Below are 12,940 nucleotides of genomic sequence, written 5' to 3'. Positions count from 1 at the left end.
AGGCACGCCCCGATCGGCGATCCTGCCGCGACTGCAACAGGATCGAGAGACCAACCATGAATTTCGAGCTCAGCGAAGAACATCAGGCGTTTGCGGAATCGGTGCGCCGCTTCGCTCAGGACAAGCTTGCCCCGGGCGCGCTGGAACGCGCGCATTCGCCGCACTACCCGTGGGACGCCGCGCGCATGATCGCGGAGCAGGGCCTGCTCGGCATCGCGTTCTCGGAAGAAGACGGCGGCCAGGGCGGCACGCTCATGCATGCGGTCATCGCCATCCAGGAAGTGGCGCTCGTCTGCCCCAAGAGCGCGGACATCGTGCAGGCCGGCAACTTCGGCCCCATCCGCACATTCGTCGAATATGCAACGCCGGAACAGAAGCAGCGCTTCCTGCCCGACCTGCTCGCGGGCAAGAAGCTGATCGCGCTCGGCATGACCGAACCCGAAGCGGGCTCGGCCGTGACCGAACTCAAGACGTCGGCGAAGCGCGATGGCGATCACTACGTCATCAACGGCAGCAAGATCTTCTCGACGCACAGCCCGGAAGCCGAACTGTTCCTGATCTACGTGCGCTTCGGCCCGGGCGTGGGCGGAATCGGCTCGGTGCTGGTGGAGCGCGGCGCGCCGGGTTTCCAGATCGGCGAGCCGTCCAGGTTCATGAGCGGCGAGGAATGGTGCCAGCTGTATTTCGAGGACTGCCGCATTCCGGCGGACAACCTGCTGCTGGGCGAAGGCGGCTTCAAGCGCCAGATCTCGGGCTTCAACGTCGAACGCCTCGGCAACTCGTCGCGCTCGCTCGCGCTGGGCCGCCACTGCTTCAATATCGCCCGCGAACACGCGAAGATCCGCAAGCAGTTCGGCCGCGAGCTATGCGAGTTCCAGGGCATCCAGTGGAAGTTCGCCGAGATGGCGCTCAAGCTCGAGTCGGCGCAGCTGCTGCTGTATCGCGCCGCCATGGAAGGCGAACACGGCCTGCCGTCGGCACACAGCACCGCCATGGCCAAGCTGGCCTGCAATCAGGCCGGGTGGGAGGTCGCGAACGAGTCGCTGCAGGTCATGGGCGGCATGGGCTATAGCCAGGAATCGATCGTCGAATACTGCCTGCGCCGCACACGCGGCTGGATGATCGCCGGCGGGTCCATCGAGGTGCTCAAGAACCGGATTGCCGAGGGCGTGTTCGAGCGTACGTTCTCGCAGCGCGCACCCAAAGCCTAGTCGCCGCGGCCCGCCTCGCGAGCGACGGTATCCAGCAGCCAGTCGCGGAAGACGCCGACCTTCCGCGATTCACGCTGCGTGCGGGGCCGCACCAGATAGTAGGCCATCTCCCGGCGCAGCGGCCGCGCGAACGGGCGCACCAGACGCCCCGACGCCAGTTCGGCCTCGAGCATGGCCGACTGGCCGATGGCAATGCCCAGCCCGTCCAGTGCCGCCTGCCACGTGAGCACCGAGCTATTGAAGCTCATGCGCTCGGTGCGCTGCGCCGCCGCTTCCAGCCCGGCCAGTGCGAGCCAGTCGTCCCAGTCGCGGCGGCGATAGTGCGATACCAGCAACCGATGCTGGAGCAGCGGTTCGAGCTTGTTGCGCTTGCCACGATGCTGGTCCAGATATGCGGGCGTGCATACGGGTTCGATCTCGTCGTCGAACAGATGGTCGGCCGCCATGCGCGCCCAGCGTCCATCGCCGAACTGAATCGCCACGTCGGCCGGATCCCGATCGAAATCGACGTCGGGCGTCGCATTGTCGATGCGCACCTCGATGCTTGGATATTGCTGCTGGAAGTCCGGCAGCCGCGGAATCAGCCATTTGGCCGCGAACGTGGTGTACGTGCGCACGCGCAATGCGCCCTGCGACGTGCTGCGCAGCAGCTTCGCGGTGGCATTAGCCACCGCATCGAACGCCGGCACGATCTCCGCCGCATACCCCTGCCCCGCACGCGTCAGCGTCACGCCATGCCGCTCGCGCCGGAACAGTTCCACGCCAAGGTAGGACTCGAGCGTGGCAATCTGCCGGCTCACCGCGGACTGCGAGACATGGAGCTCCTGCGCGGCGAGCGTCAGGTTCTGCGTGCGCGCCACGACTTCGAAGACGCGCAGCGGGTTCAGCGGGGGAATGCGCCGTGCCATGTCGGGTAGGGGCGAGAATCGGGAGGAATGACTTTTGATTATACCTCCCGCTCCCGCGCCTACCGCGCCGACTTAACGGATCGGCAGTTCGCGCCCGGCGCGGCGCGAGTAATACGCGAACGTCGCCTCGAACCGCTTCTGCGTGCTGACCCATCGCTGCGCCTCGCGACCGAGTTCCGGATCGATGGGCTTGATCTCGCCGGCGGCCATCGCCAGCAGGTGCAGGCGCGCCGCGCGCTCGAACATCACGCCGATCACGCACGCTTCTTCCACCGACGCGCCACCGACGAGCAGCCCGTGGTGCGACAGCAGAATGGCCTTCTTGTCGCCCAGCGCGCCGGAGATGATCTCGCCCTCCTCGTTGCCGACCGGAATGCCCGGCCATTTTTCGAGGAACGCGACCTGGTCGTAGAGCACGCATGTATCCATATGCGAAATCACGAGCGGCACTTCGAGCATCGCCAGCGCCGATGCATGCGGCGCGTGCGAATGCACGATGCAGTTGAGGTCCGGACGCGCACGGTAGAGCCAGGAGTGGAAACGGTTGGCCGGGTTCGGCATGCCCGCGCCTTCGAGCACGCGCAGATCCTCGTCCACGAGCAGCAGATTCGCGGCGGTAATCTCGTCGAAACCGAGACCCAGACGCTGCGTCCAGTAGGTACCGGGCTTTTCCGCGCGCGCGGTGATTTGCCCGGACAGGCCCGAGTCGTGCCCGAATGCGAACAGGATGCGGCAGGTCTCCGCCACCGCTTCGCGCAGCGGCAGCTTTTCCGCGCGCAGTTCGGTCTGCATCTTCCTGAGTTCGGTCGCGACGATCTCGCTCTTGCTCAGTTGCATGGTATCGGCCATGTCTTGGCTCCTTTTGTTTGAGTGTGCTGGGAGTGAGGGTAATCGATGCTGCGGGTTCTAGTTCCTGGCCTCGGACTTGAGCAGCGCCGACCAGCGGCGGTCCTCGTTGCCGATCATCTGGCGGAACTGCTCCGGCGTGGATGCCGTCGGCTCCGTGCCCTGCGCCACGAGCACGGCCTTGAACTTCGGATTGGCCACCGCGGTCACGATGGCCGAATTGAGCTTCTTGACCACCTCGGCATCGAGGCCGGCCGGTCCGACCACGCCCGCGACCGAGCCCGACACGATACCGGGATAGCCGAGTTCGGCCGTGGACGGCACGTCGGGCGCCGTCGACAGCCGTTGCGGATTGGCCACCGCCAGCGCGCGCAATTTGCCCGAGGTCACGAACGGCATGACCTGCGGCGAGGCTTCGAACGTCAGATCGACCTGCCCCGATGCCACGTTGGTCACCGACTCGGAGCCGCTCTTGAACGGCACGTGCAGGAACTGGACCTTCGACCCCTCCTCCAGGATCTTCATGCCCTGGTACGGCGAGCTGCCAACGCCGGCGGTGCCCACGCTAAGGCTGTCCGGCTTCGCCTTCGCCAGCTTGATCAGATCGGGCAGCGTCTTGACCGTGACGCTGGGGCCCACCACGAGCACGTGCGGCGTGGAACCGACGAGCGACACGTACGTGAAGTCTTTCGCGCTATTGAAGTTGACCTTGACGTCGGTATGCGGATTGACCGCCAGCACGCCGACCGTCGCGAACAGCAGCGTGTAGCCGTCAGGCCTGGCGCGGCGCACGTAGTCGGCGGCGATATTGCCGCCTGCGCCTGGACGGTTTTCCACGACGATGGACTGGCCGAGCTGCTCGGACAGCGCCTTGCCGGTGGCGCGCGCCACCAGGTCGGTGATGCCGCCGGCGCCGAATGGCACCACGAGCGTGATCGGGCGATCGGGATAGGCGCCTTGGGCGGCGGCCGCGCCACTTAGCGTGAGCGCGGCGCATGCCAGCGCGACGGCATGCAGACAGGAACGGTGGGGGCGCACTCGACTTCTCCTTCTTCGGGTTGAAACGTGAGTGTCCATAATGACACCATAGTTTCCTAAAGGCAACCAAGTTGCCGAGTTGGTGCGCGAACCTTACAATGCACGTCTGCCCGCACCGAACGGGGGCACGGCCCCAACGCGAATCACCCATGACCAGCAAGCAGGACTCCAGCGCCACCCGCAGCGCCACCAGCAGCGCCGCCAGCAGTGCCGCCAATATCGCCGAGCGCCTCGCCGAGCTCCGCAAGCTCAATGGCCTCACGCTCGAAGAGCTCGCCACGCGCGCGTCGCTGACCAAGAGCTATCTCTCCAAGCTGGAACGCGGGCTCTCGTCGCCCACTATCGCCACCGTGCTCAAGCTTGCCGAAGCGCTCGGCGTGACCGTCGATCAGCTCATCGCCAAGCCCGATCGCGCGAACGAGATCCTGCACGTGACGCCCGCCGATCGCGTGCCCTTCAGCCCTTCGGCGGAACGAGACGGCTATCTTTACGAAGCGATCGCCACCGCGCGCGCGGACAAGACGATGAACCCGTTCATCATGAGTCCGCCGTTCACGATCAACGAGAAGCAGCCCCTTGCCAGCCACGCGGGCGAAGAACTGATCTTCGTCGTGCAGGGCGAAATGGAAGTCCTGTTCGAGCATCGCACCGTGCGCATGAAGGCAGGCGATTCGCTGTACTTCAACGCGTCGATTCCGCATCGCTCCCGCTCGGTGGGCAAGAAGCAGGCGCAGGCACTCGTCGTGGTAGGCGATCGAAAGAAAGACCCAATCGGTCTGAAGTGAGTATTTAAGTATCGAGTCTCGCGGTCGTTAAGAGAAGCAATCGCACGGAAGCACACGCTTCACGCCATGCTTCGTACCTCGAGATTCAAATGATCACCACAGCCCGGCTGTTCCAGCCTGCGTATTTCCCCGCCGCGTTCGGCGCCTTCGGCGCGCTCGTCACGGTGGGTGCATCCGGCGGCAGCATCGCCGGCATCGTCGGCGCGTTGCCCCTCGTCGCGATCGGCACCGCCGCCACATGGCACGCACGACGTCAGCAGGCCAGCGACATGGCCACACGGCGCGCGCTGCTCGCCGACATGCACGACTTCAGTGCCGCGCTGTCGCCAGTGTGGGCCGCCCACATCGAATCCTCCCGCAGTCAGATGGAAGACGCGATTACCGCGCTGAGCGCGCGTTTCGCGGGCATCGTCACGCGCCTCGGCCAGACGCTGCAACAGTCGGGCAGCCACGACGGCGGCACCGCCGACGGTGCCGCGCAGGCCGTCTACACCGCGAGCCAGCAGCAGTTGCAGGGCGTGGTCGACTCGCTGCGCGAGGCGATGGCCGGCAAGGCGCATATGCTGACGAAGATCCAGGATCTGCAGGCCTTTATCGGCGAACTGCAGGACATGGCGGACGGCGTCTCGCGCATCGCGCACCAGACGAACCTGCTTGCGATCAACGCCACCATCGAGGCCGCGCACGCCGGCGAACTCGGCAGAGGCTTCAGCCAGGTCGCGCAGGAAGTGCGCGCGCTGTCGCGCATGTCCGGCGAAACCGGCCGGCAGATTGCCAGCAAGATCTCCGTCATCAATGCCGCGATCGAAGAAACGCGCAAGGCCGCCGACGCGTCGCGCACGCAGGAGGACCACGTCATGACGGACTCCGAGCAGCGGATTCAGGATGTGCTCAGCCGCTTCGATGGCCTGACCCACACGCTGGCCCAATCGGCGGAAATGCTGCGCGAAGAGAGCCGCGGCATCCAGGTGGAAGTCAACGAGGCCCTCGTGCAACTCCAGTTTCAGGATCGCGTGAGCCAGATCCTGAGCCATGTGCGCGACAACATCGATCGCGTGCCCGCGGTCGTGCAGGAACACGTGGCCGATTGCGAGCGCGGCGAGGATGCACCGCTGCGGGCGGACGGCCTGCTGCGGGAACTCGAGGCGACCTATGCGATGGCGAGCGAGCGCGCGGTCCATCACGGCACCAAGAATTCCGGCGGCGCGACCGCTGCCGCACCCGCATCCGCACCGGCCGCGGCCGCGGCCGCGGCCGCGCAGCACGACGACATTACTTTCTTCTGAAGCACCAAGGACCACACACCATGGCAAAGACCATCCTGATCGTTGACGACTCCTCCTCGGTTCGCCAGGTCGTGGGTATCGCACTGAAGGGCGCGGGCTACGCGGTCATCGAGGCCAGCGATGGCCGCGACGCGCTCTCCAAGCTCACGGGCCAGAAGGTGCATCTGATCATCAGCGACGTGAACATGCCGAACATGGATGGCATCACGTTCCTGAAGGCCGTCAAGGCCCTGCCTGCGTATCGCTTCACGCCGGTGATCATGCTCACCACCGAAAGCCAGGAGGCGAAGAAGCGCGAAGGCCAGCTGGCCGGCGCCAAGGCGTGGGTCGTCAAGCCGTTCCAGCCGCCCACCCTGCTCGGCGCCGTCGAGAAGCTCGTGCTGCCATGAGCGACGCCCTGCGCTTCGCCCTGGATGGCGAACTGACGATCTACCGCGCTGCCGAATTGCGCGAAGCCCTGATGGCGGCACTGCCCGCCCCGCCCGCCTCGATCGTCATCGATCTTGCCGAGGTCAGCGAGATCGACAGCTCGGGCGTCCAGCTGCTGGTTGCCACGCAACGGGCGGCCATCGCGGCAGGCGTGGCGCTCGCCTTCTCCGATGCCAGTCCGGCCGTGCGCGACGTGCTCGGTCTGTTCAATCTTTCGACGGCGCTGGGGGTCCCCGCATGAACATGGATCAGGCCCTCCAGGCCTTTATCGTCGAGAGCCGCGAGCTGCTCGAGGATATGGAATCCGCGCTGCTGCGCGTGACGCATGAAGCCGATCCCGGCGACTCGATCAACGAGATCTTTCGCGCCGCGCATACCATCAAGGGTTCGGCGGGACTCTTCGGCCTCGACTTTATCGTCGACTTCGCGCATGTCGCGGAGAGCGTGCTCGATCGGGTGCGCGATGGCGCGCTGCCGATCGACGAGGCCGTGGTATCGCTGCTGCTTGCCTGTGGCGACCATATCGCCCGCCTCGTCGGCGTTGCCGCCGAAGGCCGCACCGAATCCACGCCGGAACTCGACGCCGATGCGGCCCCGCTGCTCGCGCAACTGCATACCTACCTCGACACGCCCGCGGACGAAACCGGCAAGGCCGAGCGCGCCACGCAGGGCGCTCCCGCTGACGACGGCATGACGCACTGGCGCATCGCGCTGCGCTTCGGCCCCGACGTGCTGCGCAACGGCATGGACCCGCTGTCGTTCATACGGTATCTGGGCAAGCTCGGCACGATCGTGTCGATCGAAACGCTGACCGACGCGCTGCCGCCGCTCGCGGACATGGATGCCGAGTCGTGCTATCTCGGTTTCGAGATCGTGCTGGCCAGCGACGCGGGCCGGGCGGCGATCGAAGGCACGTTCGAGTTCGTGATCGACGATTGCGAAGTGGCGATCGAACCGGCAGGCGCGCCGGAAGCCGCCAGCGTGGCGACTGCCAATGCCTCGGCCGAGGCCGCGATCGATACCAGCGCCACGGCGTCGGCCACGATCGAACGCCCTGCCGCCCGCGCGGGCGAACGCCAGTCGGTGCGCGTCGATGCCGACAAGCTCGACCGCCTCGTCGACCTCGTCGGCGAGTTGATTACGGCGTCCGCCACCGCGATGCAGGCCGGCCGTTCGCTGCACAGCTCGGCACTGCACGAAGCGCATTCGACGCTGATCGGCCTCGTGCAGGAAGTTCGCGACAACGCGCTGCAACTGCGCATGGTCAAGATCGGCGGCACGTTCAGCCGCTTCCAGCGCGTGGTGCATGACGTATCGCGCGAGATCGGCAAGGACATCGTGCTCGAGATCAGCGGCGAGGATACCGAACTCGACAAGACGGTCGTCGAGAAGATCGGCGATCCGCTGACGCACCTCGTGCGCAACAGCATGGACCACGGCATCGAGTCCGCGGAGGTCCGCGCGGCGCGCGGCAAGCCCGCGCGCGGGACGGTGCGCCTGAATGCCTATCACGACTCCGGCAGCATCGTGATCGAGGTCGGCGACGACGGCGGCGGCCTCTCGCGCGAGAAGATCCTCGCCAAGGCCATCGACCGCGGGCTCGTGGAAGCGGGCAAGGTACTCAGCGACCAGGAAATCTACGCGCTGATCTTCGAGCCGGGCTTCTCCACGGCCGAACAGATCACGAACCTGTCGGGCCGCGGCGTCGGCATGGACGTGGTCAAGCGCAATATCACCGCGCTGCGCGGCACCGTGTCCATCGACAGCGATCCGGGCGTGGGCACCACGGTGTCCGTACGGTTGCCGCTGACGCTGGCCATCATCAACGGCTTCCAGGTGTCCGTCGGCAACTCGGTGTTCGTGCTACCGCTGGAGGCGGTGGAGGAATGCGTCGAATTCCGCGAGGACACCGGCCACGACTTCATGGAACTCCGCGGACAGGTGCTGCCGTTCGTGCGGCTGCGAACGCTGTTCGATATTCAGGACGCCGCCGCCACGCGCCAGAGCGTCGTGGTCGTACGGCATGCGGGACAGGGCTTCGGCATCATCGTCGATCGCCTGCTCGGCGAAGCGCAGACCGTGATCAAGCCGCTCGCGCGCATGTTCGCGCATCTGCAGGGCATCAGCGGCTCAAGCATTCTCGGCAGCGGCGACGTCGCGCTCATTCTCGACGTCCCCGCGCTCAACCAGATTCTCAGCGTCTCCCCTCGTACCGAAATCAACAAGGAAAGATCATGTTCACCAACATGAAACTCGCGACGAAGCTCTTCGGCTCGTTCGTCATCGTGCTTGCCCTCATGATAGGGCTCGGCACCTATGCCATCGTGCAGTTGTCCACGGTGAACGCCTCCACGGTGGATATCGCCACCAACTGGATGCCCAGCGTCAAGGACGTGCTGTTGACGCGCGGCAACCTGCACCGCGTGCGTGTGCTCGAGTTGCGCACGATCCTGACCGACGATGCCAACGAGATCCGCGACGCCATCTCGGAGTCCAGCGACCGTATCGCCTCCATGCGCAAGACGTGGGAAGAGTACGGCAAGCTCCTGTCCTCCCCTGAAGAGAAGCAGCTGTACGATCAGGCCAAGGCGGATCTGGACGGCTTTATCGCGGAACACGACAAGATCGTCACGCTGGGCGCGGCGAACAAGAACGAGGAAGCGCGTAACGTGCTGAACGGCACCTCGCTCAAGCGCTACAACGCATTCCGTACCGCCACCGACAAGCTGACCGAGATCAACGTGAACGGCGCCGACGGCGCCGCGCGCACGGCCGCCGAAGTGTTCGCCAACGCGCGCTCGTGGGTCATCGGCACGCTGATCGGCTGCTCGATCCTCGCACTGGCCATGGCCTTCCTGATCACGCGTTCGCTCGTGCGCCAGCTCGGCGGCGAGCCGGCCTACGTGGGCGAGATCGCCAACAGCGTATCCAATGGCGACCTGACGCTCGACATCCAGACGCGCGCGGGTGACAACACCAGCGTGCTGGCCGCGATGAAGAACATGGTCGGCAAGCTCTCCCATATCGTCAGCGAAGTCAACGGCGGTGCCGAAGCCCTCGCCGGCGCATCGGAGGAAGTGAGCGCCACGGCGCAGTCGCTGAGCCAGGCGTCCAGCGAGCAGGCATCGGGCGTGGAGGAAACGAGCGCATCGGTCGAACAGATGACGGCCTCGATTTCCCAGAACACCGAGAACTCGAAGGTGACCGACAGCATTGCGACCAAGGCGGCCACCGAGGCTTCCGAAGGCGGCGAGGCCGTGCGCGCCACGGTGTCCGCGATGAAGCAGATTGCCCAGAAGATCGGCATCATCGACGACATCGCATACCAGACCAACCTGCTCGCGCTGAACGCGGCGATCGAAGCCGCGCGTGCCGGCGAGCACGGCAAGGGCTTCGCGGTGGTGGCGGCGGAAGTGCGCAAGCTCGCCGAGCGCAGCCAGGTGGCCGCGCAGGAAATCGGTGACGTGGCCGGCTCCAGCGTGGAACTCGCGGAACGCGCGGGCAAGCTGCTCGACGAGATGGTGCCCAACATCCGCAAGACGTCGGACCTCGTGCAGGAAATTACCGCCGCGTCCGAGGAACAGTCGTCGGGCGTGAGCCAGATCAACGCCGCGATGACGCAGCTGAGCCAGACCACGCAGCAGAACGCATCGAGCTCGGAAGAACTCGCGGCCACGGCCGAAGAGATGAGCGGCCAGGCCGAGCAGCTGCGCAACACCATCAGCTTCTTCCGCATCTCGGGCATGGCCGATGCGCGCCGGACGCGCGCCACGGCACGCAAGCCGGCCAAGACCGCCGCCCGCAAGGCTACGCCGGTGCTGGACCTTGCGATGGCGGATGGGGACATGATGGACGGCGGCATCGACGAGCGTTCGTTCGCCCGTTACTGAGCGAGCGGAGCGGAACAATGACCAACGCGATGACCGGCGTCGTGGCATCGACCGGTGGCCTGGCCGAGACCACCCAGTATCTGACCTTCCAGCTTGGCGGGGAGATGTTCGCCATCGGCATTCTCGCCATCAAGGAGATCATCGAGTACGGCACGCCGACCGTGGTGCCGATGATGCCGCCCACCGTGCGCGGCGTGATCAACCTGCGCGGCGCGGTGGTGCCCGTCATGGACCTGCAGGCGCGCTTCGGCCAGCCGTCCAGCGCCGTGGGCAAGCGCACCTGCATCGTGATCGTCGAAGTGCCCGCCGGCGAGGAGTACCAGGTGGTGGGCGTGGTGGTGGACGCGGTGAATGAAGTCGTCGATATCGGCCCGTCCGACATCGAGCCCACACCGTCGTTCGGCGCGCGTATTCGCACGGACTTCATCGAAGGCATGGGCAAGGTCAAGGGCAGGTTCGTGATTCTGCTGAACCTCGAGCGCGTGCTGTCGCTCGAGGAAATGGCAACGCAGCTGGCAACGCAGCTGGCAACGCTCGCGCAGCAGCCGGTGGAAGCCTGATCGCGCACGCATCATGCAACAGTTCATGCTCACCGATCAGGACTTCGGCAACTTCCAGCGCTTTATCTTCGAGGCGGCGGGCATCACGCTCTCCCCCGCGAAGAAGGCGCTGGTGTGCGGCCGGCTGGCCAAGCGCGTGCATGCGCGGCAACTGGGAAGCTATGCGGCGTATTTCGACCTGCTGCGCAGCCGCCGCGACCTCAGGGAAGTCCAGGTCGCGGTGGATCTGCTGACGACCAACGAGACCTACTTCTTTCGCGAGCCCAAGCACTTCGATCTGCTGCGCGAAGTCGCCGCGGCGCACGAGGGCGGGCGGCCGTTCCGGATCTGGAGCGCCGCATGCTCGAGCGGCGAGGAAGCCTACAGCATGGCCATGGTGCTGGCCGACGGCATGACGGGCCGGCCATTCGAGGTGGTCGGCACCGATATCAGCACGCGGATGCTCGCGCGGGCGCGCACGGGGCACTATCCCGACGCGCGTGCCCGGCTGATTCCGCCCACCTACCTCAAGCGCTTTTGCCTCAAGGGCCAGGGCGAGCACGAAGGCACGATGCTCGTGGACCGCAGCGTGCGGTCCCGCGTGCAGTTCACCCATGCGAACCTCAACGATCGCCTGCCCGATGTGGGCATGTTCGACATGGTGTTCCTGCGCAACGTGATGATCTATTTCAACGGCGCGACCAAGCGCCAGGTGGTGGCGCGCGTGCTGGGTCAGTTGCGGCCGGGCGGCCATTTCTGCATCGGCCATTCCGAGACCCTCAATGACGTGAGCGACGCGGTGGAACAGATCGCGCCGTCCGTCTATCGCAAGCCGCTATGACCGCGCCCGCGACGAAGGGGCTTCCCGGGAACGCCGCGCACCCCATTCGCGTGCTGGTCGTCGACGACTCGGCCGTCGTGCGGCAGGTACTGGTCGGCCTGCTGGCCGGTGCGCCGGGTATCGAGGTCCTGCACGCGGTGGCCGACCCGCTGCTGGCGATGGAGCGCATGCGCGTGCAGTGGCCGGACGTGATCGTGCTCGATGTGGAAATGCCGCGCATGGACGGCATTACGTTCCTGCGCAAGATCATGGCGGAGCGCCCTACCCCCGTGGTCATCTGCTCCACGCTGACCGAGAAAGGCGCCAGGACGACGATGGAGGCGATGGCGGCCGGCGCGGTGTCCATCGTCACCAAGCCGAAGCTAGGGCTCAAGCAATTCCTGCAGGAAGCGGCCGACGAGCTGATCGCCACGGTGCGCGCGGCCGCGCGCGCCAATGTGCGCAGGCTGGTGCCGCGCACGGGTCCGGCGGCACCGGTCGCGCCGACGGCCAAGCATTCGGCCGATGTCATTCTGTCGGCGGGCCTGCCGCCCGGCGCGACGCGCGCGATGGCTCAGACTACCGAGCGCGTGGTGGCCATCGGCACGTCCACCGGCGGCACGCAGGCGCTCGAACAGGTGCTGACGGCCCTGCCGCGGGTCTCCCCGGGCATCGTGATCGTGCAGCATATGCCCGAGAAGTTCACGGCGGCGTTCGCGGCGCGACTCGATGCGTTGTCGGCCATCAGCGTCAGGGAGGCACAGACCAACGACCGTGTGGTGCCCGGCCGGGCGCTGATTGCGCCGGGCGGACGGCATCTGCTGCTACGCCGCAGCGGCGCGCAGTACTTCGTCGAGGTCGTCGATGGCCCGCTCGTGAACCGTCACCGGCCCTCGGTCGATGTGCTGTTCCGCTCGGTCGCCAAATGCGCCGGGGCCAACGCGCTGGGCATCATCATGACGGGCATGGGCGACGATGGCGCGGCGGGGCTGCTCGAGATGCGCACCGCGGGAGCGCGTACGGTGGCGCAGGACGAGGACAGTTGCGTGGTGTTCGGCATGCCGCGCGAGGCCATCAAGCGCGGCGGCGTGGATCGCACCGTACCGCTGTCCGGCATTGCCAGAGAGATCGGTGCGGCTGGCTAGCGGCGCGCTGCGTCGCGCGGCGCAGGCGTTTGCGTCAGAATAG

At 66.3% G+C, this 12,940-nt stretch carries 13 protein-coding genes; 10 read left to right on the top strand and 3 right to left on the bottom strand.

All coding sequences use genetic code 11. From position 1 onward, the window contains the following. The first annotated feature begins 56 nt into the window (after nucleotides 1–56). Nucleotides 57–1,211 (top strand): acyl-CoA dehydrogenase family protein, encoded by a 1,155-nt coding sequence (locus tag FOB72_RS31950; RefSeq protein ID WP_150377214.1) that lies wholly within the window; start codon nucleotides 57–59, stop codon nucleotides 1,209–1,211. Here the strand turns inward: FOB72_RS31950 and gcvA are convergent. The 3 genes from gcvA to FOB72_RS31935 all read right to left on the bottom strand — a co-directional run bounded on the left by gcvA (nucleotide 1,208) and on the right by FOB72_RS31935 (nucleotide 4,003). Next, nucleotides 1,208–2,119 (bottom strand): transcriptional regulator GcvA, encoded by a 912-nt coding sequence (gene gcvA / locus FOB72_RS31945; protein WP_150377213.1) that lies wholly within the window; start codon nucleotides 2,117–2,119, stop codon nucleotides 1,208–1,210. The two genes, FOB72_RS31950 and gcvA, sit on opposite strands and share 4 nt — an antisense overlap. Before the next feature lie 72 nt (nucleotides 2,120–2,191). Further along, complete coding sequence (locus tag FOB72_RS31940; RefSeq protein WP_150377212.1) at nucleotides 2,192–2,968, bottom strand: aldolase; 777 nt, start codon at nucleotides 2,966–2,968, stop codon at nucleotides 2,192–2,194. A 57-nt stretch (nucleotides 2,969–3,025) separates the two neighbouring features. Next, entirely contained in the window at nucleotides 3,026–4,003 is a 978-nt protein-coding gene (locus FOB72_RS31935; protein WP_223851672.1) for a Bug family tripartite tricarboxylate transporter substrate binding protein, read from the bottom strand. Nucleotides 4,004–4,152: 149 nt separating this feature from the next. Here FOB72_RS31935 and FOB72_RS31930 point away from each other — a divergent pair, with 149 nt between their 5' ends. The 9 genes from FOB72_RS31930 (at nucleotide 4,153) to FOB72_RS31890 (ending at nucleotide 12,897) form a co-directional block, all read left to right on the top strand. After that, a complete protein-coding gene (locus FOB72_RS31930; protein WP_150377210.1) occupies nucleotides 4,153–4,788 on the top strand; it encodes a helix-turn-helix domain-containing protein in 636 nt (211 codons plus the stop codon). An 89-nt stretch (nucleotides 4,789–4,877) separates the two neighbouring features. After that, nucleotides 4,878–6,074: a methyl-accepting chemotaxis protein gene (locus FOB72_RS31925; protein WP_150377209.1), complete on the top strand. Its 1,197-nt coding sequence runs from the start codon at nucleotides 4,878–4,880 to the stop codon at nucleotides 6,072–6,074. Nucleotides 6,075–6,094: 20 nt separating this feature from the next. Further along, nucleotides 6,095–6,463, top strand: coding sequence for a response regulator (locus FOB72_RS31920; RefSeq protein WP_150377208.1), 369 nt, complete (start codon nucleotides 6,095–6,097; stop codon nucleotides 6,461–6,463). Further along, on the top strand, nucleotides 6,460–6,744 hold the full coding sequence (locus FOB72_RS31915) for an STAS domain-containing protein (protein ID WP_150377207.1): 285 nt from the start codon (nucleotides 6,460–6,462) through the stop codon (nucleotides 6,742–6,744). The genes FOB72_RS31920 and FOB72_RS31915 overlap by 4 nt, the downstream gene beginning before the upstream one ends. Continuing rightward, nucleotides 6,741–8,753 (top strand): chemotaxis protein CheA, encoded by a 2,013-nt coding sequence (locus FOB72_RS31910; RefSeq protein WP_150377206.1) that lies wholly within the window; start codon nucleotides 6,741–6,743, stop codon nucleotides 8,751–8,753. Before FOB72_RS31915 ends, FOB72_RS31910 begins: the two co-directional genes overlap by 4 nt. Then, nucleotides 8,738–10,393 (top strand): methyl-accepting chemotaxis protein, encoded by a 1,656-nt coding sequence (locus FOB72_RS31905; RefSeq protein WP_150377205.1) that lies wholly within the window; start codon nucleotides 8,738–8,740, stop codon nucleotides 10,391–10,393. Before FOB72_RS31910 ends, FOB72_RS31905 begins: the two co-directional genes overlap by 16 nt. A gap of 17 nt (nucleotides 10,394–10,410) precedes the next feature. Further along, on the top strand, nucleotides 10,411–10,953 hold the full coding sequence (locus FOB72_RS31900; RefSeq protein ID WP_150377204.1) for a chemotaxis protein CheW: 543 nt from the start codon (nucleotides 10,411–10,413) through the stop codon (nucleotides 10,951–10,953). Between the two features lie 13 nt (nucleotides 10,954–10,966). Further along, entirely contained in the window at nucleotides 10,967–11,773 is an 807-nt protein-coding gene (locus FOB72_RS31895) for a CheR family methyltransferase (protein ID WP_150377203.1), read from the top strand. Next, nucleotides 11,770–12,897, top strand: a complete 1,128-nt coding sequence (locus tag FOB72_RS31890; protein WP_150377202.1) for a chemotaxis response regulator protein-glutamate methylesterase — start codon at nucleotides 11,770–11,772, stop codon at nucleotides 12,895–12,897. Before FOB72_RS31895 ends, FOB72_RS31890 begins: the two co-directional genes overlap by 4 nt. The last annotated feature ends 43 nt before the right edge of the window (nucleotides 12,898–12,940 follow it).

Origin of the sequence: Cupriavidus pauculus (assembly GCF_008693385.1) — a bacterium.
Classification (GTDB): Bacteria; Pseudomonadota; Gammaproteobacteria; order Burkholderiales; family Burkholderiaceae; genus Cupriavidus; species Cupriavidus pauculus_D.
This window is presented reverse-complemented; position numbering and strand designations above follow the sequence as displayed.

Bases quoted from the DNA above. Each gene is read 5' to 3' on its own strand.
- FOB72_RS31920 (WP_150377208.1), top strand. From the start codon at position 6,095: ATGGCAAAGACCATCCTGATCGTTGACGACTCCTCCTCGGTTCGCCAG.
- FOB72_RS31900 (WP_150377204.1), top strand. From the start codon at position 10,411: ATGACCAACGCGATGACCGGCGTCGTGGCATCGACCGGTGGCCTGGCC.
- FOB72_RS31895 (WP_150377203.1), top strand. From the start codon at position 10,967: ATGCAACAGTTCATGCTCACCGATCAGGACTTCGGCAACTTCCAGCGC.
- FOB72_RS31905 (WP_150377205.1), top strand. From the start codon at position 8,738: ATGTTCACCAACATGAAACTCGCGACGAAGCTCTTCGGCTCGTTCGTC.
- FOB72_RS31950 (WP_150377214.1), top strand. From the start codon at position 57: ATGAATTTCGAGCTCAGCGAAGAACATCAGGCGTTTGCGGAATCGGTG.
- FOB72_RS31930 (WP_150377210.1), top strand. From the start codon at position 4,153: ATGACCAGCAAGCAGGACTCCAGCGCCACCCGCAGCGCCACCAGCAGC.
- FOB72_RS31890 (WP_150377202.1), top strand. From the start codon at position 11,770: ATGACCGCGCCCGCGACGAAGGGGCTTCCCGGGAACGCCGCGCACCCC.
- gcvA (WP_150377213.1), bottom strand. From the start codon at position 2,119: ATGGCACGGCGCATTCCCCCGCTGAACCCGCTGCGCGTCTTCGAAGTC.
- FOB72_RS31915 (WP_150377207.1), top strand. From the start codon at position 6,460: ATGAGCGACGCCCTGCGCTTCGCCCTGGATGGCGAACTGACGATCTAC.
- FOB72_RS31925 (WP_150377209.1), top strand. From the start codon at position 4,878: ATGATCACCACAGCCCGGCTGTTCCAGCCTGCGTATTTCCCCGCCGCG.
- FOB72_RS31940 (WP_150377212.1), bottom strand. From the start codon at position 2,968: ATGGCCGATACCATGCAACTGAGCAAGAGCGAGATCGTCGCGACCGAA.
- FOB72_RS31910 (WP_150377206.1), top strand. From the start codon at position 6,741: ATGAACATGGATCAGGCCCTCCAGGCCTTTATCGTCGAGAGCCGCGAG.